Raw genomic sequence first — 26,375 nt, 5'->3', positions numbered from 1 at the left:
CGAAGAAGCAAAAGGCGCTTTCCAGCCTTTAACTTCTTTGGGCTTACGACCTCGAGCCTCTATCGCCCGGAGCCGGATAATACCTAAGTGCGGAGGGCGATTGGTCAGAGGTGACAAGCGTAAGAACGAAGAAGCAAAAGGCGCTTTCCAGCCTTTGGCTTCTTTGGGCTTACGACCTCGAGCCTCTATCGCCCGGAGCCGGATAAACCTAAGTGTGGAAAGGGCCTGCTTAGCCCCGACAAGCATAAGGTGAATGATGAAGAAGGTGCTTTCCAACCTTCCTCATCATTTGACTTATGACCTCGAGGGGCTGGCCCTTGGAACCGGATAATACCTAAGTGCGGAAAGGGCCTGCTTAGCCCCGACAAGCATAGGGACGAAGAAGCAAAAGACGCCGATTGCCTTCCTCCCGGCTTGGCTGATGACCTCAAAAATAGAAAAGACAGTCACGAACTGTCTTTTTTGTGTATTTTGTAAATATGACTATAGACCCAGTTAAATTTTGTATATAATAGAGAGATAAGGAGGATGTGTGATGAATATTCTTTTCGTTTGTACAGGCAACACATGCAGAAGCCCGATGGCGGAAGCGATATTCAACCATTTGTCCGGAGGCCGGGCGAAGGCAGAATCAGCAGGGCTGTTCGCGGCAGAAGGACAGTCGGCGTCAGCCCATGTATCTGCTATTTTCGAAGAAGAAGGGATCGTTCATGCCCACCGATCGAAAAGTGTCCGGGAAGAGGCGATCCGGCAGGCTGACTATATTTTCGCCATGACAGGAAGCCATAAAGAATCCTTAATGAGATCTTGGCCAGGAGCGGCGGATAGAATCTTCACTTTGAAGGAATTTGTTTTGGAAGACAGCGGGAACCAGGATGTGATCGATCCGTTCGGCGGAAATGCAGCGGTATATAAACAAACTTATGAAGAGCTGGAAGAACTAATCAAACAATTGATTAAGAAATTAGACTTAGAGCACAATGAGCCAGCGGATAAATGAGATGAAAAGATGAGTGGATAAGGGAGAGTAGCAATGAGAGAGAGAAAACGGTACTCGTTCAGTTTGCAAAAAAAGGTAGTATTACTGACGACAGCACTGGCATTGATTACATATTCGACGAGCGGGGTTTTTATCTATTTCATCTACCCGATGCTGGCCGATCGTTTTAGTGAGGTGCATTTCGTCATTGGCACGCTGCTGCTCGGCATCATCTGGTCGGGCATCCTTGCCTATTTCGCTGCGTTCTTCATCACCAAACCGCTGCACCGGATTGAACAGGCAGCGATCAGGGCAAGTGAAGGGGACATCAGTATGGATGTGGCAGTGACTGCATCAGATGATGAGCTGAGAGCGGTCGGTCAGGCATTTAATCATATGCTTGGAAGTCTGAGGAATATGGTTATTCGTATTGAGGAAAATTTTCAGCATACCAATGAAAAGGTGATTGCCATTTCAGGCAAGTCGCTGAAGGCGATGGAAGAGGCGGAAAACGCTGCGCATACGATTTCAGAAATATCGGGGGGCGCGGAAAGCTCAGCGGCAGCCATTCAGTCAACGGCCGAGTCAGTCGAAGATATTACGAGAATTGCTGAAGAAGTCCAAGGCCAGGCGAGGGCTTCTGAAGCGCTCTCTGTCCATATGGTGCAGGATTTGAATGAAAGCAGGGAAATTGTCCAGTCGCTCGTCGGCGGCATCGAAAAGCTGGCAGCGGGGAATGAGGAGTCATTGCAGGCGGTCCGCAGGCTGGAGGAAAACGCCAATCAGGTCGGGAAGATTATCCAGCTTGTCGGAGACATCGCAAGCCAGACAAATCTGCTTGCCTTGAATGCATCAATTGAAGCGGCTCGCGCAGGTGACCATGGGCAGGGATTTGCAGTTGTCGCAGAAGAGGTGAGGAAGCTTGCCGATGAAAGTGCGACCGCAGTAAAAGGGATTTCCGGACTTGTCCAGTCAATCCAGCTTGAAGTCGGAAATGTCGTAGAGCAGATCACATCCCAAGTCGGAAGCGTAAATGAAGAAGTGAGAAAAGGAACACAAACAAATGAAGCGATTGCCGAAATGACAGAGACAATCCATCAGGTCGCTGAGGCTGTCAAGACGATTACGGTTCTCGTCGACCGCCAGATGGAAAGCGTCCATCAGACATCATTGCAGTCACAAGAGGTCGCGGCGATTGCTGAAGAAACATCTGCAGGAGCTGTTGAAGTAGCTGGAACAACGAAAAAACAGGCACAAGACATGGGGGAAATCAATCAGATTGCCAGCGAATTAAAAGACCAGGCCATCAAATTGAAAGACACCATCTCCCGTTTCCATTTATAATGAAGGCAGGCTGAAAGAAGCCTGTCTTTTTTTCAATAGAGGACAAGCTTGCAAATGATGAGGGAGGAATGGAAGATGAAAGTAATTTTGGCATCGGATCACGGCGGGCTCCATATCCGCGAAGAAATAAGAGGGCTGCTTGAAGACTTGGGTATTGAATATGAAGATATCGGATGTGACTGCACAACCTCCGTCGATTATCCGGATTATGCTCTGCCGGCAGCTGAGCGGGTTGCTTCCGGAGAATTTGACCGCGGTATTCTCATTTGCGGAACAGGGATCGGCATGAGTATTTCCGCCAACAAGGTGAAAGGGATCCGCTGTGCTTTGTGCCATGACATCTATAGCGCGAAGATGACAAGATTGCATAATGACACCAATATGCTGGCAATGGGTGAAAGAGTCATTGGTGCCGGATTGGCGAGGGAAATTGCGGAAACATGGCTGAAAACGGACTTTGAAGGCGGACGCCATGCAACTCGCATCGGCAAAGTCGCAGAGTATGAAAACAAGCATTAAAGGACGGAGCCGGGGTGCGGCTTTCCCGGCCCTGCCCGTATCCTGTGTATGATGGGCTACAGAAAGGGGGATGACCGGAATGACTGCATCACTTGAAGAATGGCGCCGCCAGCTTGCTGATGCCTTAAAAGCATTCGGGGAGCAGGTAAAGCTTCGGCCCGGCCAGGTGTTTGTCGTCGGCTGTTCGACTTCCGAAGTGGCCGGCCAGAAGATTGGGACCGCCGGTACGGAGGAAATAGCTGAGATGATCTACCTGGAGCTCGTCCGCTTTACAGAACCGCTCGGTGTGAAGCTTGCCTTCCAATGTTGTGAGCACCTGAACCGGGCGATAGTGACCGATCGGAAGACTGCTGAGGCACAATGCGGAGAAGAAGTGACCGTTGTACCTGTCCGGACGGCGGGCGGTGCAATGGCTGCTTACGCCTTCAATCATGTAAAGGATCCGATCGTTATCGAATTTGTAAAGGCGGATGCAGGGATTGATATCGGAGATACGTTCATCGGCATGCATCTAAAGCATGTTGCCGTACCTATTCGGACAGGGATTCAGGAAGTTGGCTCCGCTCATGTAACAATGGCGGCAACAAGGCCAAAGCTGATCGGCGGTGCAAGGGCTGTGTATGAACGGGACAAATGGAACAATCAATGCACGTGAACGAGCTGTTTTCCGGAAAAATGAGAGGAATTCCATACAATCAGCCGATAAAGCTATCAGATTGTTCAGGTTTTTACCTCTGAACTGGATTGGCATCCACTTCTCTTCGTGTTAGAATGAGAGGGACTTAACATACGAAAATTTGGCGAATGGATGAGGGGGAGCAGAATGAGCAAAATTGCGCAAGAAGACAAACAGGTGTACCAAGCAATTCAGAATGAGTTGAACCGCCAGCGGACAAAAATCGAATTGATTGCATCCGAGAACTTCGTCAGCGAAGCGGTCATGGAAGCACAAGGCTCCGTCATGACGAATAAATATGCTGAAGGCTATCCGGGGCGACGCTATTATGGCGGCTGTGAATTTGTGGATGACGTCGAGAACCTGGCACGCGACCGGGCGAAAGAGATTTTCGGCGCAGAACATGTTAACGTACAGCCCCATTCCGGCGCTCAGGCGAATATGGCCGTGTATTTTACGGTTCTTGAGCAGGGGGACACGGTTCTCGGGATGAACCTGTCGCACGGCGGTCACTTGACGCACGGCAGCCCGGTCAACTTCAGCGGTGTCCAATACAATTTTGTCGAGTATGGTGTTGATGAAAAAGACCATCGGATTAATTATGAAGATGTTCGCAAGAAAGCGTTGGAGCATAAGCCAAAACTGATTGTCGCCGGTGCGAGCGCTTATCCGCGATCAATTGATTTTGCCAAGTTCCGTGAAATCGCCGATGAAGTCGGAGCGCTATTAATGGTCGACATGGCCCATATCGCCGGACTTGTCGCTGCAGGTCTGCATCCGAACCCGGTTCCGCATGCGGATTTCGTCACTACAACTACTCATAAAACTTTGCGCGGACCGCGTGGAGGCATGATTCTCTGCAAGGAAGAATATGCGAAGAAGATTGATAAAGCTGTTTTCCCTGGACTCCAAGGCGGACCGCTTATGCACGTAATCGCTGCAAAAGCTGTTTCCTTCAATGAAGCCCTGTCCGACGATTACAAAGTGTATATCCAAAACGTCGTCGACAATGCGAAGCGTCTCGGCGAATCGCTTAAAAAAGAAGGCATCGACCTCGTCTCCGGCGGTACGGATAATCATTTGCTGCTGCTTGATGTCCGCTCACTTGGGCTGACAGGCAAAGTGGCGGAAAAAGTGCTTGATGACGTAGGCATCACTGCCAATAAAAATACAATCCCGTTCGATCCGGAAGGCCCGTTCACAACGAGCGGCGTCCGCATCGGAACACCTGCCGTCACTTCCCGCGGATTCGGCGTGGAAGAAATGGACGAAATTGCATCCCTTATTGCCATGGCATTGAAGCATCATGAAGAAGAAGACAAACTCGAAGAAGTCCGCAAGCGTGTTGCGGATCTGACAGGCAGATTCCCGCTTTATCAATAATGAAGGCTCAGGGCCGCTCCTTTTTAGGGGCGGCTTTTCCTATTTCGAGCAGCATGAAAGAAACATAATGGGCATACCCGTTTTTTTCCTTGTGTACAGGTGAAGGTACTCCTTGCCCAAAGGCCTGCTTTTCTGTAAAATTAGCAACGACTAGCAGACAGGATTCGCCGTCTGCATGAATTGACGAAAAGGGAGAGATTTTATGGCCAAGGTATTCGTGTTCGACCATCCTCTCATTCAACACAAGCTTACTTTTATCAGGGATAAAAATACAGGAACGAAAGAGTTCCGTGAGTTGGTTGATGAAGTTGCAACGTTGATGGCGTTCGAGATTACAAGGGATTTATCGGTTGAGGAGATTGAAGTGGAAACGCCGGTAAGCATGGCGAAAGCAAAGGTTCTGTCAGGGAAAAAATTGGGGATTGTCCCAATTCTGCGCGCGGGCATCGGCATGGTCGACGGCATCCTCAAGTTGATCCCGGCTGCCAAAGTCGGCCATATCGGCTTGTATCGCGATCCGGAGACGCTGCAGCCTGTTGAATACTATGCAAAATTCCCAGGTGACATTCAAGATCGGGAATTCATCGTAGTTGACCCAATGCTCGCAACGGGCGGTTCAGCGATTGAAGCGATCAACTCGCTGAAAAAGCGCGGGGCTACACATATTCGGTTCATGTGCCTGATCGCAGCGCCTGAAGGAGTGGAGGCGATGCAGAAAGCACATCCGGATGTTGATATTTATATTGCCGGCCTTGATGAGAAGCTGAACGAAAAGGGCTATATCGTTCCAGGGCTTGGAGATGCAGGCGACAGACTGTTCGGAACAAAGTAAAGGGACGGGAGAGTGGATGGACTTGGGTAAACGTGTGAAAGTAATGGCTATTTTCGGAACGCGGCCAGAAGCGATAAAAATGGCGCCGCTCGTTTTAGAGCTGCAAAAGCGTAAGGACGAGTTCGAACCGATTGTAGCCGTTACGGCACAGCACAGGCAGATGCTCGATCAGGTGCTCGATATTTTTGGCATTGAGCCGGATTACGACTTGAATATCATGAAAGACCGCCAAACACTTGTCGACGTGACGACAAGAGGACTGGAGGGGCTCGATAAAGTAATGAAGGAAGCACAGCCGGATATCGTCTTGACGCACGGCGACACGTCAACTACCTTCATCGCAAGTCTCGCCGCATTTTATAACCAAATCGAAGTGGGGCATGTGGAAGCGGGCTTGCGGACATGGAATAAATATTCACCGTTTCCGGAAGAAATGAACAGGCAGCTTACAGGTGTCATCGCGGATCTCCATTTCTCACCGACAGAGCAGTCTGCACAAAACCTGTTAAATGAAGGGAAAAAGGCGGATACGATTTTCATTACGGGCAATACGGCAATCGATGCCTTGCAGACGACAGTGAAGCAAGGTTATGAAAATGCGATTCTGGAAAATCTCGGCGAGGACAAGCTCATTCTCCTTACGGCACATCGCCGGGAGAACCTCGGCGAGCCGATGCGGAATATGTTCCGGGCCATCAAACGGATTGTTGCAGAGCGGCCGGATGTGCAGGTCGTCTACCCGATGCATATGAACCCGGCTGTCCGGGAAACGGCTGCTGAAATCCTCGGCGGAGATGAGCGGATCCATCTGATCGAACCGCTTGACGTGATTGATTTCCATAACTTCGCTGACCACGCACACCTTATTCTTACCGATTCGGGCGGCGTGCAAGAAGAGGCACCGTCACTTGGCGTGCCAGTGCTCGTGCTCCGTGATACGACAGAGCGGCCAGAAGGAATTGCTGCCGGCACATTGAAGCTCGCGGGAACAGACGAAGACACCATTTACCAGCTCGCAACGGAACTGCTTACCGACCAGGCTGAATATGAACGGATGGCCAAAGCAGCAAACCCATACGGGGACGGCAAAGCATCCGAACGTATTTGTGACGCGATCGCCTACCGTTTCGGACTTACATCCGAACGCCCGGCGCCATTTAAGGTGCTTTGAGGTTTTCGCTGCAGTGACGCGTTAAAAAACGGGGGGGCTTCCCCCCTCGCAGTAACGCGGTAAGGCGGCCCGGAGAAACCGTGACAAGTGTCGATTTTTGCAAGTAGAAATTTGTGAACATTCAATGAAAGAATGAAAAATGAACGGCGGATAATATCCAGAAAACACGTTGACTTTGCTATAGTGCTATTGTATGCTAACAAAGGGTATGGCATATACCATTCTTCCATTTGTATACGCAAATTTCGGCATGATGCGCACATGCTTTTTGCTCTAATGGGGATAAACGGATGGCCATCGTTTTTAGTCAACGGATCCTATCATGCCGACTCTTAAAATGGCTGTGCTCCACAAAATCCGACAATTTTTTGGGGAGATAGTAGATATGCCGGAACTCCAACAGATTTTTCTAAGGCACTGCAAATACATATTGTATCTTTTGTCCATTTATGTATTGGGATGGGGCTTTACAGAGTATAAGTCCGTCTTCATGGGCCTTATTCTCGGCACTTCTGTAAGCCTTTTTAACCATTGGTATTTAGCAAAAAAAACAACGCGTTTCAGTGAAGCCGTTGCCACAGGACAAAAAGTCTATTCTATGGGGATGCTTGTAAGAATGGGCATCGTCATCCTGGCTGTTTACATAGCAGACCAGAATCCTCAAGTTTTCCATTTTTTTAGCGTTATTTTTGGAATAGTCACATCTTATATCGTAGTGATGCTCGACTTTTTCCTCCGCAAAATTTTCAAATCCCGAAAACATCCGGAAGTGAGGTGAGCAAGATTGGGTCATGATGCACCACTAGTCAAAATAGCGGGGCTCTGGTTTAACTTGTCAAACGTACTAATGATCACGGTCGCAGCCGTCATTGTCATCCTGATCGCAGTCATTTCGACGCGCAGATTGGCCATGAAACCGACCGGGTTGCAGAATTTCATGGAATGGGTTATGGATTTCGTAAAAGGCATCATCAAGAGCAACATGGACTGGAAAACGGGCGGGAACTTCCACTTGCTGGGGATGACACTATTGTTCTTCGTATTCGTTTCCAATATGCTCGGACTTCCGTTCGCCATCGTTTCCAGCAACAATAATCTTTGGTGGAAGTCGCCGACAGCCGATCCGGTTGTTACGTTGACGCTGGCTGTTATGGTCGTTGCTTTATCCCACTATTTCGGGGTGAAGATGAAGGGCGCAAAGGCATATGCCCGCGATTACTTCCAGCCTGTCGGATTCATGTTTCCGTTCAAAATCATTGAAGAGTTCTCCAACACACTCAGCTTGGGTCTCCGTCTCTACGGTAACCTTTTTGCAGGGGAAGTCTTGATCGCCCTGCTTGCAGGTGTAGGATCTGCAAGTATAGTAGGTGCAATCGGCGGCTTTATCCCGCTGATGGTTTGGCAAGGTTTCAGTATTTTCGTTGGTGCCATTCAGGCATTCATTTTCACTATGTTAACGATGGTTTATATTTCACATCGCGTGAGTAGCGACCATTAATAATACACTGTTCCACCGAACAGAAACTAATAAACTTTTTAAAAAATAGGAGGAATTATTACATGTTTGCACTAGCAGCAGCAATTGCAGTCGGTTTATCAGCTTTGGGCGCAGGTATCGGTAACGGTTTGATCGTTTCTAAAACAGTTGAAGGTATGGCTCGTCAGCCAGAAGCACGCGGAATGCTCCAAACAACAATGTTCATCGGCGTAGGTATCGTTGAGGCGATTCCTATCATGGGTGCCGTTATCGCGTTCATGCTTCAAGGTAGATAAGCAAGCGGAAGCCGCAAGCTATCGGCTGAAGGCAGGAAACAAATTGGCGAAGCTCACTACGGTATCTTCGCCTTTCTTGCTATCAGAGAGTAAGTAGGCAAGAGCGGAAACTCCGGTTTATGGCCGGCAAGAGAAGCGATTGCCCCCCTGGCAGCAGAAGCGGCCGGGATTTTTAAGCCCGCAGCAAGGGCACCCAACGATTCGGCGCGATGATTCTTGTTGCGCCTTCATTTTTGAAGGGAGTGAAGCAAACGTGCTTTTAGATCAATTCGTACTTGGGGCGAGCACGCCAATTTTTCCTGGCGGAGACATTCTTTATACTCTCCTCGCTTTCCTCGTATTGATGTTTATATTGAAAAAAGTAGCGTGGGGTCCGTTGATGAACATCATGATCCAGCGTGAAGAACATATCGCATCGGAAATCGAAGCAGCTGAAAAAAGCCGCACAGAGTCGAATAAATTACTTGAAGAGCAAAAGGCTTTGCTGAAAGAAGCGCGTCTTGAAGCACAGGCGATGATCGAGAACGCAAAGTCGCACGGTGAAGCGCAGCGTGAGGACATCGTCAAAACTGCACGCCAGGAAGCAGAGCGCCTGAAAGAATCTGCCCGTTCGGAAATTGAACAGCAGAAGGAAAAAGCAGTCGCAGCTCTTCGTGAGCAGGTTGCCTCCCTGTCCGTCATGATTGCTTCCAAAGTAATCGAGAAGGAATTGAGTGAAGCAGACCAGCAGAAGCTGATCGATGACTACATTCAAAAGGCGGGAGAATAAGGATGAGTCAAAACATTGTCGCACAACGTTATGCGTCAGCCCTATTCTCGCTGGCAAAAGAGCAAAACAATGTTTCAGCCGTAAATGAGGAGATGCGCGCTGTGAAAAAAGCCGTCACCGAAAATCCCGGTTTCATCACGCTGCTCACCTCTCCGAACGTAACTCTAAATGAAAAGAAAAACGTGCTGCAAACCGTATTCTCAAGTGTTTCACCGCTTGTTCTGAACACGCTGCAGCTTCTCGTAGACCGTCATCGCCAATCGGAAATCGCAGATGTGGCAGATGCTTTCATTGAATCCGCCAATAAGGAAAGCGGCATTATCGAAGCAACTGTTTATTCGACCCGCCCGCTGACAGGATCAGAAAGTGAAGCAATTTCAGCTACATTTGCCCCGAAAGTCGGCAGACGGGCACTGAGCATCGAAAATATTGTAGATCCGGCTCTCCTCGGAGGCATCAAAGTCCGGATCGGCAACCGCATATACGACGGCAGCCTGCAAGGCAAGCTTGACCGTCTTGGACGTACGTTAATAACGGAATAAGTGCATAATATGAGGGGTGAAATTCATGAGCATCAATGCTGAAGAAATCAGTGCGCTGATAAAAAAGCAAATTGAAAACTATCAAGCTGATATGCAAGTCAGCGATGTTGGCACAGTCATCGAGGTCGGTGACGGAATCGCACGTGCCTATGGCCTTGACAATGTCATGTCAGGGGAACTGGTTGAATTCTCCAACGGAGTACTGGGCCTTGCTCAGAACCTTGAAGAAAGCAACGTTGGTATCGTCATCCTCGGTCCTTATAAGGAGATCCGCGAAGGCGATGAAGTCCGCCGTACAGGACGCATCATGGAAGTACCGGTTGGCGAAGAACTGATCGGACGCGTCGTGAATCCGCTCGGACAGCCAGTTGACGGCCTTGGCCCGATCAACACAACAAAAACACGTCCGATCGAAAGCCCGGCACCAGGAGTCATGGATCGTAAATCGGTTCACGAACCGCTCCAAACTGGTATCAAAGCGATTGACGCTCTTGTACCGATCGGCCGTGGACAGCGTGAATTGATCATCGGTGACCGCCAGACAGGTAAGACGACGGTTGCAATCGATACAATTCTGAACCAGGCCGACCAAAACATGATCTGTGTATATGTCGCGATCGGCCAGAAAGAATCGACTGTACGCGGAGCTGTCGAGACACTTCGCAAATTCGGCGCTCTTGACTATACAATCGTCGTTACAGCGTCTGCATCCCAGCCGGCTCCACTTCTTTACCTTGCTCCATATGCAGGGGTTACAATGGGTGAAGAGTTCATGTACAATGGCAAGCACGTTCTTGTCGTATACGATGACCTTTCCAAACAAGCAGCAGCTTACCGGGAACTTTCCCTCTTGCTCCGCCGTCCTCCAGGCCGCGAAGCGTATCCAGGGGATGTATTCTACTTGCACTCCCGCCTGCTCGAGCGTGCGGCGAAATTGTCCGACGCAAAAGGCGCAGGTTCTTTGACTGCACTGCCATTCGTTGAAACACAAGCTGGAGACATCTCCGCATACATTCCAACGAACGTTATTTCCATTACAGACGGACAGATCTTCCTTCAGTCCGACCTGTTCTTCTCCGGTGTTCGTCCGGCGATCAACGCGGGTCTTTCCGTATCACGCGTCGGCGGGTCTGCACAAATCAAAGCGATGAAGAAGGTAGCCGGTACATTGCGCCTCGACTTGGCCTCTTTCCGTGAACTTGAATCATTCGCCCAGTTCGGCTCTGACCTTGACCAAGCGACACAAGCGAAACTGAATCGCGGTGCTCGTACGGTTGAAGTGCTGAAGCAGGACCTGAACAAACCGATCAAGGTTGAAAAGCAAGTTATGATCCTTTATGCATTGACAAAAGGCTACCTTGATGACATTCCGGTTTCGGACATTCTCCGCTTTGAAGCTGAGCTCTATGCATGGCTTGACCATAACCGCGCCGAGCTGCTTGAAACAATCCGCACAACAGGCAACCTGCCTGCGGATGAGGAGATTGCAGACGCGCTCAACACATTCAAGAAAACTTTCGCGATCACTGAATAAGGTTCGGTGATTGAACAATAAAGCATTGCTTGCGATTAGAAACGGTGCGAGCCGTTTCTAATCAAACTTTGAAAAAAGGGTGGTGAGAATGAGTGGCTTCATTACGCGACATTCAATCCCGCATCAATTCGACAAAGAAAACGAGCCAGATTACAAGAGCGATGCAGATGGTTTCGGCTGCGAAGCTGAACCGTGCGGAAATGAACGCAAAATCGTTCGTGCCGTACATGGAGAAAATCCAGGAAGTTGCGGCGAGCATCGCCATGGGCAGCAAGGATTCAACCCATCCGATGCTTGAAACAAGGCCCGTCAAACGGACTGGATATCTCGTCATCACTGCAGACCGCGGCTTGGCCGGCCCTTATAACAGCGGCATCTTGCGGGCTGTCCACAACAATATAAAGCAACGTCACAAGTCTCCTGATGAGTATGCGATCATCGCCATCGGAAGAATGGGACGCGACTACTTTTTGAAAAGAAACATGAATGTCCAGCTTGAGATTACAGGCCTTGCCGATCAGCCGGAATTTGCCGATATTATGGAAATTACGAGAAAAACGGTTGGCATGTTCTCAGATGGGACATTTGATGAACTTTACATGTACTACAGCCACTTCCTCAGTGCAATCTCCCACGAAGTGACGGAAAAGAAAGTTCTTCCGCTTACAGATCTGGGCAATTCGACAAAGCTGATGTCTTATGAGTATGAGCCATCTGCAGACGCGATATTGGAAGTGCTGCTGCCGCAATATGCGGAAAGCCTTATCTACGGTGCCCTGCTGGACGCAAAAGCGAGTGAGCATGCGGCCCGTATGACAGCGATGAAGAGCGCGACAGACAATGCGTCGGAATTGATCGACGATCTGACGCTTCAATTCAACCGTGCCCGCCAGGCTGCAATCACACAAGAAATCACCGAGATTGTCGGCGGCGTAGCAGCGCTTGAATAGTCGCCAAACGCAAAAAATTGAAGACCTTAACCCAGGTAGGAGGGGAAATAATGAACAAAGGACATGTTCTACAAGTCATGGGACCGGTTGTTGACGTAAAGTTCGCCGATGGCCATCTCCCTGAAATATACAATGCTCTTAAAGTTACCAATGCAGGACAATCCGGAACTGAACCGGCAGTCGAACTGACATTGGAAGTAGCTTTGCACCTTGGTAACGACACCGTCCGTACAATTGCAATGGCCTCCACAGATGGAATCCAGCGCGGCATGGACGTGCTCGACACAGGCGCCCCTATTTCCGTTCCAGTCGGCGATATCACGCTTGGACGTGTATTCAACGTTCTCGGTGAATCGATTGACCTTGACGAAAAACTGGACGACAACATCCGCAAAGATGCGATCCACCGTCAGGCACCTAAATTTGACCAGCTTTCCACGGAAGTTGAAATTTTGGAGACTGGCATTAAAGTCGTCGACCTGCTTGCCCCTTATATCAAGGGCGGTAAAATCGGCCTCTTCGGCGGTGCGGGAGTAGGTAAAACCGTACTGATCCAGGAATTGATCAACAACATCGCACAAGAGCACGGCGGTATTTCCGTATTCGCCGGTGTTGGCGAGCGTACTCGTGAAGGAAACGACCTTTACTACGAGATGAAAGATTCCGGCGTTATCAACAAAACAGCGATGGTATTCGGACAGATGAACGAGCCGCCGGGTGCGCGTATGCGTGTTGCCCTGACTGGTTTGACAATGGCTGAGTATTTCCGTGATGAACAAGGACAGGACGTTCTGTTCTTTATCGACAACATTTTCCGTTTTACACAAGCGGGTTCAGAAGTATCCGCATTGCTTGGCCGTATGCCGTCCGCGGTTGGATACCAGCCGACACTTGCGACGGAAATGGGTCAGCTTCAAGAGCGGATCACTTCCACAAACGTCGGTTCCGTAACATCCATTCAGGCGATCTACGTTCCTGCGGATGACTACACTGACCCGGCTCCAGCAACAACATTCGCTCACTTAGATGCAACAACTAACCTTGAGCGTAAGCTTTCCGAAATGGGTATTTACCCAGCGGTTGACCCGCTCGCTTCCACGTCAAGAGCCCTTTCACCGGAAATCGTCGGCGAAGAGCACTACAATGTGGCGCGTCAAGTGCAGCAAACATTGCAGCGCTACCGCGAATTGCAGGACATCATTGCCATCCTCGGTATGGATGAACTCTCTGATGAAGATAAGCTGATCGTTGCGCGTGCGCGCCGCATCCAGTTCTTCTTGTCTCAGAACTTCCACGTTGCCGAGCAGTTCACTGGTCAGGCTGGATCATATGTACCTGTACAGGAAACAGTTAAAGGCTTCAAGGAACTGCTTGAAGGCAAATATGACCACCTTCCGGAAGATGCGTTCCGACTTGTCGGAACTATCGATGACGTAATCAAAAAAGCGCAGGAAATGGGCGTAGAAGCATAATCAGGGACCAGGAGGGTTTAAAATGAAGACATTGCAATTAAGTATTGTCACTCCCGATGGCCCGGTGTATGATTCACAAGTTGAGATGATCAGCACAAAGGCGGAATCAGGCGAATTGGGAATCCTGCCAGGGCATATCCCGATGGTTGCCCCGCTGAAAATCGGCGCAGTCCGTATCACCACCGCAAATGGGCAGGAATATGCCGCGGTGAACGGCGGATTGCTCGAAGTTCGCCCCGACACGGTGACTATCCTTGCACAAACTGCTGAAATGGCGGAGAATATAGATATAAGCCGTGCCGAAGAAGCGAAAACGCGAGCCGAGGCCCGCTTGCAGGGAAGAAAAGACGACACCGACTTTAAAAGAGCGGAACTGGCGCTGAAGCGTGCTATGAACCGCATCGATGTATATCAGCACCGACATTAATTACGTTCACGATGACACCTTCTGAGCTGTATTCGGAAGGTGTCGTCTGTCCGTAATCAGGTTGTGGAGGAGGGGCGTATGTGTTCGAAGATGTTGGGCAGCAAGCCCTGACAGGCATCCTGTCGCACCTATTTTTCATCGCCATAACGTTTTGGGCTCTGCAGGCATTGAATTTTGAAAAATTGCTGCGGGCAAACCGAGTGGTCCAGGCAAGGCTTCTATACATACTGTTGACAGTCGCCATAGGTTCGCTGGCAAGCAGTTTCTTTCTGGATTACCTGCAATGGTCGCGACAGTTGCAATACTTGTTCTAACAGAATCATTCGCCAAAATTAGCGTTTTTCAGCCAGTATGACTTTCCCATGGGTGGAGACACTTCTACTAAGGGGGGAGTTTACATGCTGAAAAAAATATTTTATGCAGTATGGGTATTTGGTTTCATTTTTATGATTATCGGGAATAGTCCACTTGCAGCCGTAAAAGGTGCGGACATTGCGAAAATGGCTTCCGTGATTGAGAAGCAAGGCGGAACCATATTTGGATGGTCTTTATATACAAGAGAACGTGTCGATTTTTCCAATGAGAAAGAGTGGGCTGCGAAGAAAAAGTTGCTGGAGGAACAATTTCCAGACATGGCGTGGACCTCTTCCTTCCATGGTGAAACCCGCACCATCACTGGGTTTATACATAATGGATCCTTTACGGAAAAAATAAGTTTGCGTTCAACCGACAAAAAAGGACAAAATGCATCGTACTTACTCTATGAGGCAGCTGGCACGAAATGGGATGAACGGACAGCCGGCCGTGCAATAAGGCAATTGGAAGAGAGATCGGCTTTGCTTTACGTTGGCTCCCCTGTTGTTTTCTCTTGTATAAAAGGCGAATTCAAAGAGGAATGGAATGGTTTCATCGATAACTCCTTGCAGGGACTGCTCGATGCCCTTCAGGTCAAAGACGAACAATCATTTACAGAGAGAGGATTCTTCTCCCTATCAGCTTATTCCTCGCTTTTTGAACAAACCTTAGCTTTACCGGATCAATCAATGAATATGCAGTTGGGACTTCGGAAAAATTCGCTGGGGCCCGGCACGGATTTCGTGTTAGGCACACCAATCTTGACGATTGAATATTAATATTAAGAATATGGACGCGGAGGGGAATACTCTTGGAAAAAATCATCGTCCGCGGCGGGAAAAGGCTAAGCGGCACTGTTAGAGTTGAAGGCGCCAAAAATGCTGTGCTGCCTGTTATCGCTGCATCATTGTTGGCAAGTGAAGGAAAAAGCATCATTCGGGATGTACCGAATCTCTCCGATGTATTTACAATCGGCGAAGTGCTTCGCCATTTAAATGCCAACGTAGAGTTTATAGATAAGACAATTGTTGTGGATGCATCAAGGGATTTAGAGATTGAAGCACCTTTTGAATATGTGAGAAAAATGCGGGCTTCCGTCCTGGTCATGGGCTCTTTGCTTGCCAGAGAAGGAAGAGCACGCGTAGCGCTTCCGGGCGGATGTGCGATTGGATCGAGGCCGATTGACCTTCATTTGAAAGGCTTCGAAGCAATGGGAGCAAAAGTGAAAGTGGAAAACGGTTTTATCGAGGCAACAGCAGATCAGCTCACGGGCGCAAAAATCTATTTGGATTTCCCGAGTGTCGGGGCGACCCAAAACATCATGATGGCAGCTGTGCTTGCAAAAGGCACAACCATCATTGAAAACTGTGCAAAAGAACCTGAAATCGTTGACCTTGCCAATTATCTTAATAAGATGGGCGGCCAAGTCAAAGGAGCCGGCACCGGCACAATCAAAATTGAAGGTGTCGAGAAACTGACAGGTGCAGACCACACGATCATCCCGGACCGGATTGAAGCCGGAACATTCATGATCGCAGCGGCCATCACTGGCGGAGATGTACTCGTCCAAGGCGCCGTGCCAGAGCATCTTTCATCGGTCATCGCCAAGCTTGAGGAAATGGATGTAACCGTCATTGAAGAAAGTGACGGCCTTCGCATCATCGGACCGGAAAAACTGAAGGCAGTTGATATCAAGACAATGCCGCACCCAGGCTTCCCAACCGATATGCAATCCCAAATGATGGCTCTCCTGGGCAGCGCCCACGGAACAAGCGTCATTACCGAAACTGTATTTGAAAATCGCTATATGCACGTCGAGGAGTTCCGCCGCATGAACAGCGAGATCAAAATTGAAGGCCGCTCCGTCATTATCAACGGACCAGCTGACCTCCAAGGAGCTGAAGTTGCTGCAACCGACCTGCGCGCAGCTGCAGCCCTGATCATCGCCGGATTGAAGGCAGAAGGCTACACACGCGTAACCGAACTTCACCACCTCGACCGCGGCTACCTGGACTTCCACCTGAAACTCCAGGCACTCGGCGCGGACATCGAACGTGTCAAAGAAGACGAAACTGTCGTCGAACCTACATTGGAAAACCTCGCATAACAGACTTAAGACTGCCGGAAAAGCTGAATTGCAGCTTTCCCGGCAGTCTTTTGTTTTGATTGAGGGTCTGGGCGGGGAGACGCGGAGTGCGGGTGGATATCGACCAACTTCCGGAATATATGTCTCAACTGGCGAATATATTACCGATCTGCAGAATATATGTCGCAACCACAAAATTATTACCGAACTGAGAAATATTTCGACAAGTTGGCCCTGTCCGCGAGCAGATACAAGTTTGATCTTCTCAATATGCCTCGCGCTGTGCCCTTAAGTAGTCAATTACTTGGAAGCGCGGGATGCGAACTGCACAAGCAAAGGTTGAACCCGCGTATTATGTGCCCGGTCCCCCAGATATCGACCAACTATCAAGATATAGGTCGCAGCTGGCGAAACTATCTACCACCATGGAGAAAATATGTCGTTCTCACGAAAGTTATCTACCGCCTCAGCAAAAATACCGACCAATTGGCCCTGTCCGCGGGCAGATACAAGATCGATCTTCACAATAAGCCTCGCGCTAAGCCCTTAAGTAATAATTACTTGGAAGCGCGGGATGCGAACTGCACAAGCAAAGGTTGAACCCGCGTATTATGTCCTGTTCCCCTAGATATCGTCCAATTTTCAAGATATAGGTCGCGGCTGGCGAAACTAGCTACCACCATGGAGAAAATATGTCGTTCTCACGAAAGTTATCTACCGCCTCAGCAAGAATATCGACCAATTGGCCTTTCCGTGGGCAGATACAAGATCGATTTTCACAATAAGCCTCGCGCTAAGCCCTTAAGTAATCAATTACTTGGAAGTGCGGCGTGGAACCTGAACAAATAAAGGCTGCGCCCGCGTACGCTATGACCGTTCCCCCCGGATATCAACCAACTTCCGGAATATACGCCGCAGCTGGCGAATATATTACCGAACTGCAGAATATATGTCGCAACCGCAAAATATATTACCGAACTGGGGAATATATCGACAAATTGGCTCTGTCCGCGCCTATCCCTTAAGGGTTCCCGCTCATTCGTACCCCTATTGAATAAATAGCATAATTGCTTGTCCATATTGATATATATAGGAATAAGGCGGCGGGAAAGGCCGCTTAATTTCATATTGGGGGAATCAGGCATGAAACAATGGAAACCTGTGATTGCAATTGCTGCGCTCTTTATTTCACTCTCTTTTTTGCTGCCGACGCTGCTCGTTCTGCCCTTCTCCAAGGATCAGGCCGGACCCGTCCTGAAGGAAAAAAAGGAATCGGAGCCAGAAGAAAAGGCAAAGGGCCCGGCAACCGAGGTGGCCGTTTACCGGACGGCGAGTAAGACAATTGAGAAAATGGATATGGAGGAGTACCTTGTCGGCGTCGTTGGGGCAGAGATGCCTGCCGAGTTCGAGGTGGAGGCGCTGAAGGCACAGGCGCTGGCAGCGAGGACGTATGTGCTCAACCATATATTAAATCCTGGCAATACAAATTTGCCTGAAGGGGCAGATGTAAACGATACGGTTAACTATCAGGTGTATAAAGATAAGAAGGAACTGAAAAAAATGTGGGGAAAAAAATATGAAAGCAATACAGCAAAAATAAAAGAAGCAATCAAAGCAACTGAGGGTGAAGTGCTCACGTATGATGGCAAGCCAATCACAGCCTTTTATTTTTCAACAAGCAATGGCTTTACGGAAAATGCGGAAGAATACTGGCAGAATCAGGTTCCCTATTTAAAGAGCGTCGCCAGCCCATGGGACAGCGCCTCTCCGAAGTTCGAAGCGCAAGTTTCCATGCCAGTCGCTGATTTTGAAGAAAGGCTCGGCGTGAACATCAGTCAGGGCAAGGAAATTGGAACGATCACGGCACGGACGTCAGGGAAAAAAGTTGCCAAAATAGAAATCGGCGGTAAGGAATTTACCGGCAGAGAGATCCGCGAAAAGCTTGGTTTGCGCTCAACCGACTTCAGTTGGGTGCAAAAAGGCGATGCGATTGTTGTCACGACAAAAGGCTTCGGTCATGGCATCGGGATGAGCCAGTATGGTGCGAATGGAATGGCGAAGGAAGGAAAGGGCTACAAGGAAATCGTATCCCATTATTATCAGGGCATCGCCATCACATCGGCGGACCGCTTTCTTAATCAGCAGGTCGCTACAAGCCAATAAGCACAGCATTTTTTTCCATGCATATTTTTAAAGCGATTGTCGAAAAATAATCACTTGGACAAGTATAATCTCTCTCATTTCTGTTCAGAATGTTGACAGAGGTGATGAAAATGAGAGAGGAAGAAAAGAACCAATCTTCTCCGAAGTTGAACAAGTTTTTCAAGAAGCGTTGGGTGTACCCAAGTCTGTATCTTGTGGCTGGCGCATTGCTGATCACAGCTGTCATCTGGTTCCAGATGAGGCCGGCTGATTTGGCGGAGACACCGGACAAAGGCAAGGAATTAGCAGGTGAGCAGGAACAACCAGTCGTGGAAGTAAACCAGACGTTTGAGAACGTGGCTATGCCAGTCAAAAATGAGTCTGAAGCACGTATTATCACTGAATTTTTTGATGTCAACGCATCCGCGGATAAGCAAGAAGCTGCCCTCATCGTAGATGGAAATAAATATATGCCGAATATGGGCGTGGATATTGCGATGAACGAGGGTGGGGACTTTGACGTTACTGCTTCATTGAGCGGCAAAGTGGCAGATGTCCGCAAAGATCCGCTTCTCGGTGATGTCATTGAAATCAGCCATGAGAACGGCATCATGACAGTGTACCAGTCTATAAAGGACATTCAGGTGAAGGTCGGCGACAGCGTGAAGCAAGGGGATGTGCTGGCGAAAGCAGGCACGAGCCAATTGAACAGCGATGCCAAAACCCATCTGCACTTTGAAATCCGCAAAGACCAGGTGGCATTGAACCCGCATGATTTCTTCGGACAACCGGCAACAGCGATCGAAGAGTATGAAGCAAATGCCGAAGCAGAAGAGAAAGCGGAACAGGCTTCCGATGATAAAGAAGATTCAATGGACACAATGGAAGAAAAAGAAGAAGAGGCAGCAAACTGACTTTTACAATAGGAAGCGATCTTTAGCGGATCGCTTCTTTTTAATGTCTTTTCTGACAGTCGGCGACAGTCTTTTTCGCTATATTTCTCGGGAAATAATCTTCTTGTGCTTTTCCCGCATATATCCGTCTTTGTACAAATATGATGTTACAAACTGGTATCAAAAGCGAGTGTTTGAGGTGAGGTACACATTCAGCCGGACTTATGCTTATTCCTTAAAATACAAACAGCATGACAACTACTATTTCCATAAATAAATCGAGTGCAGCGAGAGAGCCTGCCTGCAGACAGTATTAGCAAAAATAGATGCGTCTCATTTCACACTCCTCACATCCAATTTGGGGAGGGCGAGTTGTGTGCACGATTACATCAAAGAGCGAACAATCAAGATTGGAAGGTATATCGTGGAGACAAGAAAGACGGTCCGCGTCATTGCGAAGGAATTCGGCGTTTCCAAAAGTACAGTCCATAAAGATTTGACCGAGCGTCTGCCGGAAATCAATCCCGAACTTGCAACAGAGGTAAAGAACATTCTCGACTACCATAAGTCGATACGGCATCTTCGCGGCGGGGAGGCGACAAAACAAAAGTACAAGCGGGAGGAAATGAAAAGCGGATCTGCGAAATGAATGGATCAAGATGAAAAGCGTCTGAAGGAGGCAAGTTCTTCAGACGCTTTTCTGTGAAAACAACAGCCCGATGGCTAATCAGATGTTTTTGCCAAATATTTTCAAGCAGTGCATTCTTTTCAACCTGCAGATATGCTAAAATATACAATTAGGGAAATCTATCGAAACGTATAATATTGCAAGTACAAACAATCAATAGCAGAAAGCTTATGAATGAATCATCACAATAATGTACGTTCAAAATCAACATGAAAAAGGGGCAAGGACCGTCTTCTTTACTCGGCGGAGACATGCCTACATAGGATAAAATTGAAGGAAGGGAATTGCCATGTTTGCAAAAGATATCGGGATTGACTTGGGCACAGCCAATGTTCTGATCCACGTGAAAGGCCAGGGAATTGTACTGAATGAACCGTCCGTCGTGGCGATTGACAAGAATACGAACAAAGTGCTCGCAGTCGGGGAAGAAGCGAGGAAGATGGTCGGGAGAACACCGGGAAATATTGTTGCCATCCGCCCCCTGAAAGACGGCGTTATTGCGGATTTCGACGTGACGGAAGCGATGCTGAAGCACTTCATCAACAAGCTGAACGTAAAAGGCTTCTTGTCGAAGCCGCGGATCCTTATTTGCTGTCCGACAAACATCACAAGCGTTGAGCAGAAGGCCATAAGAGAAGCAGCCGAGAAAAGCGGCGGCAAAAAGATCTATCTCGAAGAGGAACCGAAAGTCGCAGCAATCGGCGCCGGAATGGACATTTTTCAGCCGAGCGGCAATATGGTAGTCGATATTGGCGGAGGAACGACTGATGTAGCCGTCTTGTCCATGGGCGACATTGTCACCTCAGCATCCATTAAAATGGCGGGTGACAATTTTGACACGGAAATCCTCAATTATGTAAAGAAGCAGTACAAACTTTTGATTGGTGAAAGAACAGCTGAAAATATCAAAATCAACATCGGCACTGTTTTCCCGGGCGGACGCGATGAAGAAATGGAAATCCGCGGCCGTGACATGGTCACTGGCCTGCCGAGAACGATCACCGTCAATTCGAAGGAGATTGAAGAGGCGTTGCGCGAATCGGTCGATGTGATCGTTCAAGCAGCCAAAAATGTCCTCGAGAAAACACCGCCTGAATTATCTGCGGACATCATCGACCGCGGCGTTATCCTGACAGGAGGCGGAGCACTGCTCCATGGCATTGACCAGTTACTCGCTGAAGAACTGCGTGTACCTGTCCTGATTGCGGAAAGCCCGATGGATTGTGTGGCAACCGGAACAGGCATCATGCTTGAAAACATGGACCGGATCGGCCGCAGAAACTTTGTATAAGGAAAAATGGAATGCGGAGAGCTTGACCAGGCTCTCCGCATTCGTTTTAAGGAAGAATTTTTCCTGGAAAATGCTTTAAACATTGACTGGAAAGCCGATATAAAGACTATGGAATGGAATATGACTCACGAGGTGGAAGTACATGCTACGTGGATTTTATACAGCAGCATCCGGGATGTTTGCGCAGCAACGCAAGACCGATATGCTGACGAATAATATGGCAAATGTGAATACGCCGGGTTATAAGGCGGACCAGGCGGCGATCCGCGCGTTTCCGGAAATGCTTTTGCAGCGTTTCGATTCCGGAAAAGAGACAGGCCGAAGAGGGAGCCAGGAAATCGGCAGCCTGAATACCGGCGTCTATATGCAGGAGATGCTCGCGAATTTTGCGCCGGGAGATTTACGGGAGACGGGAAGGAAGACGGACATCGCTCTTTCGGACATCGGGGCGGGCGCAGTGTTTTTTACCGTTGAGCAAAATGGCGAGACGAAATATACACGCAACGGAAGGTTCACGGTTGACGGTGACGGCTTGCTGACGACAGAAGGCGGCCTGCCCGTTCTTGATGCGGCAGGCAACCGAATTACGGTGGACAGCGACCAATTCGAGGTTTCCCCTGAAGGAATTATTACTGAAAATGGCGTACAAACGGCCAGGCTCGGTCTTGCTTATACCGATGAGCCAATGGCGCTTTCTAAAGAAGGAAATGGATTATACGGGCCAGCGGAAGGCGCACCTGCCCTCCAAGCGGCCCAGGGCGGCACCTACAGCATGACGCAAGGCTTTCTCGAAGGCTCAAATGTAGATCCATCCCGCTCGATGACCGATATGCTGACAGCATACAGGGCATTCGAAGCGAATCAAAAAATCCTTCAGGCGTACGACCGCAGCATGGACAAGGCGGTCAATGATGTTGGCCGTGTGAATGGATAAGAGGGAATCCGGAACAATATGAAGGAGACGGGACGATGAATTCAATGATTACGGCGGTCAATACGATCGGCCAGCTTCAAAAACAATTTGATATCGTCAGCAACAATATGGCCAATTCCCAGACAAATGGCTTTAAGCGCAAAGATGTGTCTTTTGCTGACATGATGGTTGCGAACGTGAACAACCAGCCATCCCGCGAAAAAGAAGTCGGGCGCACGTCCGATTTCGGCATCCGGCAAGGTGTCGGCGCCCTTATGTCTGCTTCCTCCATCAACCTGGAGCAAGGGCCAATCAAGACGACAGACCGTTCGCTTGATATCGCCTTTACCGTGCCAAACCAGTTCTTAAAGGTGGAAGCAGGGGGCGAAATCCAGTATACGAGAAACGGCGCACTCCATTTGTCGCCGACCGGGAACAATCAGCTTACACTTGTGACTGAATCCGGCCATCCGGTGCTCGATGAGAACAACAACATGATTGTTTTTCCTGACGGGTACAACGAGTTTCTGATCGATAATCATGGCGTCTTCACCGCACGCGGCGAGACCGGTCAAATGTCGGCCAATCTCGGGGTAATCGCCATCAAGAAGCCGCAGTATATGGAGCAAAAAGGCGACTCTCTGCTCGGACTTCCAGCCAATGTCGATCCGGCTTCTGCAGAGGAGAGCATTTTCACCGAGCTGAACGGCGGTGCGCGTACATTAATTGGCGTGCAGCAGCGGGCGCTTGAAGGGTCAAACGTCGATCTCAGCAAAGAAATGACAGACATGCTCAATATCCAGCGCGCACTCCAATTCCAGTCGAGATCCTTCACCCTGTCAGATCAGATGGCGGGACTTGTGAATGGCATCCGCTAATCATTGCTTCTCCCAACAACAGCATGACACTTGCATAGGATGAAAAATCACAGTGATTCGAAAAACACATTGTGCTATGATAGAAGCAGGCCTGCCATGGGGGAAAAGGAGTTTGTCATATGATGGCGAAAGGAATTAGCCAGGAAGAGACGAAATCGAATATACAAACAAGGGAACAAGCGAAGCAAAAAATGCGTGATGAAAGAGAGAAGCGGAAGCTTTCCGGGAAAAGATGGGTGAGAATCCGCCTGATCCCGATCTGGCTGCGTATCCTGATCGTAATAGCGCTCGTCGCCATCAGCCTTGCTGCTGGACTAATGGTCGGCTATAGCGTAATTGGCGATGGGAACGCGAAGGAAGTTTTCCAGAAATCGACCTGGATGCATATTGCTGATCTTGTGACCGGTAAAAAATAGGCCCTCCGACTTTTCGTGTGGGCCATTTTTGCATGGGCATATTTTTATACAAAATGAGGAGGTTTTACATATGCTTGACATCCAACAAATTAAGGAAATAATCCCGCACCGCTATCCATTCCTGCTCGTCGATAAAATTACAGAAATCGAAGAGGGAAAGAAAGCAACAGGATTGAAAAACGTCACGGCGAATGAGGAATTTTTCAATGGACACTTCCCGGACTTTCCAGTCATGCCGGGTGTCCTGATTGTTGAAGCACTTGCACAGGTTGGTGCTGTAGCAATGCTGATGAAGGAAGAAAACCGCGGGAAAATCGGTCTGCTTGCCGGAATCGACAATTGCCGCTTCAAGCGACAAGTGAGACCGGGAGACCAGCTCAAGCTTGAAGTGGAGATCGTTCGCATCAAGGGCCCGGTCGGAAAAGGAAAAGCCCGGGCGACAGTCGACGGAGAACTCGTCTGTGAAGCGGAAATCACGTTTGCCCTGAAGTAAAAGGGGAATAGCTAAAGTACGCGGGCCTATGTCCGCGAGACACAGACTGCAATGCTGGCCAGCAAAGCAGGAAGAAATTTGCAGATGTATTTTAGTGTTATTGGGAAAGCTATAGTGAGACCAAAAAAGGGTCTTCATCACCTAAGATCGGTTTCCGGGCATTTGTCCGGTACCGGAAAATATTTTCCAACTTAGAAGGGAGCCTTACCTAATGAATACTAAATTCACCAAACTGCTTGGCACAGCTGCTCTTGCGTCCATCTTAATGGTCGGCTGCGGGAACAACGACAACGGCAACGGCGGCCAGAATCCTCCACCACCTGCAAACGACAACGGCGGCGTCATGGATAACAACAACCGTGACAATGGCGGCGTGCTGGATAACAACCGTGACAACGGCGGAGTTATCGATAATGACAACGGCGGAACAAACGGAACAAATGGTGGAACGAACGGCGGCGGAACGAACGGCACTAACAACGGCATGAACGACAACACATTGGATGACAATGTCGATCTCAACAAAGACAATAACAACAGATAACCTACCGAAGCGGGACTTTCCCGCTTTTTTTGTATATATCCGGCGGTTTTCTGCAAAAGGTTGCATTTTTCTCTATGTACGGTAAAATATAATGACAAGAGCATTTTCTTCGTTCGTTTTGCTGCGGAAAACGGCTTCATTCATAGACATTAAGCATGCTGCAGGAGGTAAATTTCGTCAATGTTAAAAGACCTATCCCAAGGGATTAAAATTAGCATCACCCGATCCATCTCTACTGTATTCGAGCAATACATGGCTTCAATCGGATGGGATGACAAGAAATATAATATCGAGGAATTCATGCGCAGCTGGCAAGGCTATATTAACAGCAGTGCATCGTGGTTTGACAAAGTCGATGAAGAGATGAAAGCAGACCCTGCCTTTCATGAAGAGTTGGCGGGGAAGATCAATGAAACAATCGACAAGATTCTGTCTGAAGAACCGACTGAAGAGCAAGAGAAAACGATAGAGCAGCTTGAGAAGCAGCTCGGCGAATCTCATGAGTATTCCTGCAAAGCAGAAGCGAGATATTTAATTGAACTGCTTGAGGATAAACTAAAAAAAAAGCAGAAATGATGGAGCCGGCGAACAGCACCGACTTGAAAGTCGCCTCAATTCTGTATTATCAGCTCTTTGAGGAGGAGTTTCCTGAAAGGGATTATACGAATCAGGATATTAAATATATCATCGAAAAGCTCGGTCTCTACCGCGATTCCAACATTGATCTTTTTTCGAGCGACCGACTCCATTAAGGAAACTCCTGTATACAACAGACAGGAGTTTTTTTTATGCTTTTCTTCCAGCCCCGTGAATCCTATTTTTGAACTCTACAAACAAGTCCTCGCCTTCCAGCCCTTCTTTAAGCAGCTCGGCTAAAAGATCCTCCGCATAGTCGCCTCGGCGCCTGCTCAACTTTCCTTCCAGCAGGATGCTCGCATATTCTCCGATTTTTTTGACCGTATGGACCGTCGTCGTAAAGGGTGCCGGGTCATTATCTGGATGGGTGATGATCACCTGTACGTTTAAATTTTCCTCTTTGTCCCGGCTTTTCTCAAACAGCTCGCTGTACTGTTTTTCGACATATGCTTCAATGATCCAACTGCCATCTTTGTTTTCCTTATTGATGATCAAGCCATCGGTCAGCGGGATGTTGATATTGTCCGAACCGCTTAACACTTGCAATGCGACAATTTTAAACGATTTCATTTTGACCGCCTCCATCCTTATCTGTTCAAAGTATACCACTTTTCCTCTTCTAAAAAAGTCTGACAAAAGATATAAAATAAAGTTTTCTCCTGATGAAAAG

General features: G+C 48.7%; 32 protein-coding genes. 30 read left to right on the top strand and 2 right to left on the bottom strand.

Annotated elements, in window-relative coordinates; translation table 11 throughout:
* On the bottom strand, nt 1–276 hold a 276-nt coding region (locus AC0TWI_RS09405), incomplete at its 3' end, for a hypothetical protein (RefSeq protein WP_488126092.1).
* A gap of 259 nt (nt 277–535) precedes the next feature.
* Here AC0TWI_RS09405 and AC0TWI_RS09400 point away from each other — a divergent pair.
* The 30 genes from AC0TWI_RS09400 (at nt 536) to AC0TWI_RS09255 (ending at nt 25,821) form a co-directional block, all read left to right on the top strand.
* Nucleotides 536–1,000, top strand: a complete 465-nt coding sequence (locus tag AC0TWI_RS09400) for a low molecular weight protein arginine phosphatase (RefSeq protein WP_488126091.1) — start codon at nt 536–538, stop codon at nt 998–1,000.
* Nucleotides 1,001–1,033: 33 nt separating this feature from the next.
* Nucleotides 1,034–2,323: a methyl-accepting chemotaxis protein gene (locus tag AC0TWI_RS09395; protein WP_488126090.1), complete on the top strand. Its 1,290-nt coding sequence runs from the start codon at nt 1,034–1,036 to the stop codon at nt 2,321–2,323.
* A gap of 75 nt (nt 2,324–2,398) precedes the next feature.
* On the top strand, nt 2,399–2,842 hold the full coding sequence (gene rpiB / locus AC0TWI_RS09390; protein ID WP_488126089.1) for a ribose 5-phosphate isomerase B: 444 nt from the start codon (nt 2,399–2,401) through the stop codon (nt 2,840–2,842).
* A gap of 79 nt (nt 2,843–2,921) precedes the next feature.
* Nucleotides 2,922–3,497, top strand: coding sequence for a TIGR01440 family protein (locus AC0TWI_RS09385; protein ID WP_488126088.1), 576 nt, complete (start codon nt 2,922–2,924; stop codon nt 3,495–3,497).
* Between the two features lie 168 nt (nt 3,498–3,665).
* Complete coding sequence (locus tag AC0TWI_RS09380) at nt 3,666–4,901, top strand: serine hydroxymethyltransferase (RefSeq protein WP_488126087.1); 1,236 nt, start codon at nt 3,666–3,668, stop codon at nt 4,899–4,901.
* Between the two features lie 202 nt (nt 4,902–5,103).
* Complete coding sequence (upp, locus tag AC0TWI_RS09375) at nt 5,104–5,733, top strand: uracil phosphoribosyltransferase (protein ID WP_488126086.1); 630 nt, start codon at nt 5,104–5,106, stop codon at nt 5,731–5,733.
* 16 nt (nt 5,734–5,749) lie between these two features.
* Nucleotides 5,750–6,904, top strand: coding sequence for a non-hydrolyzing UDP-N-acetylglucosamine 2-epimerase (wecB, locus tag AC0TWI_RS09370; protein ID WP_488126085.1), 1,155 nt, complete (start codon nt 5,750–5,752; stop codon nt 6,902–6,904).
* Nucleotides 6,905–7,289: 385 nt separating this feature from the next.
* Nucleotides 7,290–7,682 (top strand): ATP synthase subunit I, encoded by a 393-nt coding sequence (locus tag AC0TWI_RS09365; RefSeq protein WP_488126084.1) that lies wholly within the window; start codon nt 7,290–7,292, stop codon nt 7,680–7,682.
* 6 nt (nt 7,683–7,688) lie between these two features.
* Nucleotides 7,689–8,402 carry a F0F1 ATP synthase subunit A gene (gene atpB, locus AC0TWI_RS09360; protein ID WP_488126083.1) on the top strand — a complete coding sequence of 238 codons (714 nt, stop codon included), beginning with the start codon at nt 7,689–7,691 and terminating at the stop codon, nt 8,400–8,402.
* 62 nt (nt 8,403–8,464) lie between these two features.
* A complete protein-coding gene (gene atpE / locus AC0TWI_RS09355; protein ID WP_488126082.1) occupies nt 8,465–8,677 on the top strand; it encodes a F0F1 ATP synthase subunit C in 213 nt (70 codons plus the stop codon).
* A gap of 253 nt (nt 8,678–8,930) precedes the next feature.
* Complete coding sequence (atpF, locus tag AC0TWI_RS09350) at nt 8,931–9,446, top strand: F0F1 ATP synthase subunit B (protein ID WP_488126081.1); 516 nt, start codon at nt 8,931–8,933, stop codon at nt 9,444–9,446.
* Nucleotides 9,447–9,448: 2 nt separating this feature from the next.
* Entirely contained in the window at nt 9,449–9,988 is a 540-nt protein-coding gene (locus AC0TWI_RS09345; protein ID WP_488126080.1) for a F0F1 ATP synthase subunit delta, read from the top strand.
* A 25-nt stretch (nt 9,989–10,013) separates the two neighbouring features.
* Nucleotides 10,014–11,522 carry a F0F1 ATP synthase subunit alpha gene (atpA, locus tag AC0TWI_RS09340; protein WP_488126079.1) on the top strand — a complete coding sequence of 503 codons (1,509 nt, stop codon included), beginning with the start codon at nt 10,014–10,016 and terminating at the stop codon, nt 11,520–11,522.
* Between the two features lie 92 nt (nt 11,523–11,614).
* Nucleotides 11,615–12,472 (top strand): ATP synthase F1 subunit gamma, encoded by an 858-nt coding sequence (atpG, locus tag AC0TWI_RS09335; RefSeq protein WP_488126078.1) that lies wholly within the window; start codon nt 11,615–11,617, stop codon nt 12,470–12,472.
* Between the two features lie 50 nt (nt 12,473–12,522).
* Nucleotides 12,523–13,944: a F0F1 ATP synthase subunit beta gene (gene atpD, locus AC0TWI_RS09330; RefSeq protein WP_488126077.1), complete on the top strand. Its 1,422-nt coding sequence runs from the start codon at nt 12,523–12,525 to the stop codon at nt 13,942–13,944.
* A gap of 22 nt (nt 13,945–13,966) precedes the next feature.
* The gene (locus tag AC0TWI_RS09325) at nt 13,967–14,371 is read left to right on the top strand and encodes a F0F1 ATP synthase subunit epsilon (protein WP_488126076.1); all 405 of its coding nucleotides are present in this window, start codon (nt 13,967–13,969) and stop codon (nt 14,369–14,371) included.
* A gap of 80 nt (nt 14,372–14,451) precedes the next feature.
* Entirely contained in the window at nt 14,452–14,685 is a 234-nt protein-coding gene (locus tag AC0TWI_RS09320; RefSeq protein ID WP_488126075.1) for a DUF1146 family protein, read from the top strand.
* Nucleotides 14,686–14,769: 84 nt separating this feature from the next.
* On the top strand, nt 14,770–15,504 hold the full coding sequence (locus tag AC0TWI_RS09315) for a YwmB family TATA-box binding protein (RefSeq protein WP_488126074.1): 735 nt from the start codon (nt 14,770–14,772) through the stop codon (nt 15,502–15,504).
* Between the two features lie 32 nt (nt 15,505–15,536).
* Nucleotides 15,537–16,832, top strand: a complete 1,296-nt coding sequence (gene murA / locus AC0TWI_RS09310) for a UDP-N-acetylglucosamine 1-carboxyvinyltransferase (RefSeq protein WP_488126073.1) — start codon at nt 15,537–15,539, stop codon at nt 16,830–16,832.
* A 1,122-nt stretch (nt 16,833–17,954) separates the two neighbouring features.
* The gene (spoIID, locus tag AC0TWI_RS09305; protein ID WP_488126072.1) at nt 17,955–18,974 is read left to right on the top strand and encodes a stage II sporulation protein D; all 1,020 of its coding nucleotides are present in this window, start codon (nt 17,955–17,957) and stop codon (nt 18,972–18,974) included.
* A gap of 110 nt (nt 18,975–19,084) precedes the next feature.
* Nucleotides 19,085–19,867 (top strand): stage II sporulation protein SpoIIQ, encoded by a 783-nt coding sequence (gene spoIIQ, locus AC0TWI_RS09300; protein ID WP_488126071.1) that lies wholly within the window; start codon nt 19,085–19,087, stop codon nt 19,865–19,867.
* A 355-nt stretch (nt 19,868–20,222) separates the two neighbouring features.
* Nucleotides 20,223–20,495, top strand: coding sequence for a sporulation transcriptional regulator SpoIIID (spoIIID, locus tag AC0TWI_RS09295; protein ID WP_488126070.1), 273 nt, complete (start codon nt 20,223–20,225; stop codon nt 20,493–20,495).
* Between the two features lie 328 nt (nt 20,496–20,823).
* Complete coding sequence (mreB, locus tag AC0TWI_RS09290) at nt 20,824–21,825, top strand: rod shape-determining protein MreB (RefSeq protein WP_488126069.1); 1,002 nt, start codon at nt 20,824–20,826, stop codon at nt 21,823–21,825.
* 142 nt (nt 21,826–21,967) lie between these two features.
* Entirely contained in the window at nt 21,968–22,759 is a 792-nt protein-coding gene (locus tag AC0TWI_RS09285) for a flagellar hook-basal body protein (RefSeq protein ID WP_488126068.1), read from the top strand.
* A 35-nt stretch (nt 22,760–22,794) separates the two neighbouring features.
* Nucleotides 22,795–23,616, top strand: a complete 822-nt coding sequence (locus AC0TWI_RS09280) for a flagellar hook-basal body protein (protein ID WP_488126067.1) — start codon at nt 22,795–22,797, stop codon at nt 23,614–23,616.
* A gap of 119 nt (nt 23,617–23,735) precedes the next feature.
* On the top strand, nt 23,736–24,032 hold the full coding sequence (locus tag AC0TWI_RS09275; protein WP_488126066.1) for a DNA-directed RNA polymerase subunit beta: 297 nt from the start codon (nt 23,736–23,738) through the stop codon (nt 24,030–24,032).
* 70 nt (nt 24,033–24,102) lie between these two features.
* Nucleotides 24,103–24,525 (top strand): 3-hydroxyacyl-ACP dehydratase FabZ, encoded by a 423-nt coding sequence (gene fabZ, locus AC0TWI_RS09270; RefSeq protein WP_488126065.1) that lies wholly within the window; start codon nt 24,103–24,105, stop codon nt 24,523–24,525.
* Between the two features lie 211 nt (nt 24,526–24,736).
* A complete protein-coding gene (locus AC0TWI_RS09265) occupies nt 24,737–25,069 on the top strand; it encodes a hypothetical protein (protein WP_488126064.1) in 333 nt (110 codons plus the stop codon).
* Between the two features lie 180 nt (nt 25,070–25,249).
* Nucleotides 25,250–25,645, top strand: coding sequence for a hypothetical protein (locus AC0TWI_RS09260; RefSeq protein ID WP_488126063.1), 396 nt, complete (start codon nt 25,250–25,252; stop codon nt 25,643–25,645).
* The gene (locus AC0TWI_RS09255; protein WP_488126062.1) at nt 25,645–25,821 is read left to right on the top strand and encodes a hypothetical protein; all 177 of its coding nucleotides are present in this window, start codon (nt 25,645–25,647) and stop codon (nt 25,819–25,821) included. Before AC0TWI_RS09260 ends, AC0TWI_RS09255 begins: the two co-directional genes overlap by 1 nt.
* A gap of 34 nt (nt 25,822–25,855) precedes the next feature.
* Here AC0TWI_RS09255 and AC0TWI_RS09250 read toward each other — a convergent pair whose 3' ends face one another.
* Nucleotides 25,856–26,275 (bottom strand): YwpF-like family protein, encoded by a 420-nt coding sequence (locus AC0TWI_RS09250; RefSeq protein ID WP_488126061.1) that lies wholly within the window; start codon nt 26,273–26,275, stop codon nt 25,856–25,858.
* Nucleotides 26,276–26,375: the final 100 nt, after the last annotated feature.

The sequence above is a fragment of the Lederbergia sp. B243.17 genome, from assembly GCF_057657925.1.
This window is presented reverse-complemented; position numbering and strand designations above follow the sequence as displayed.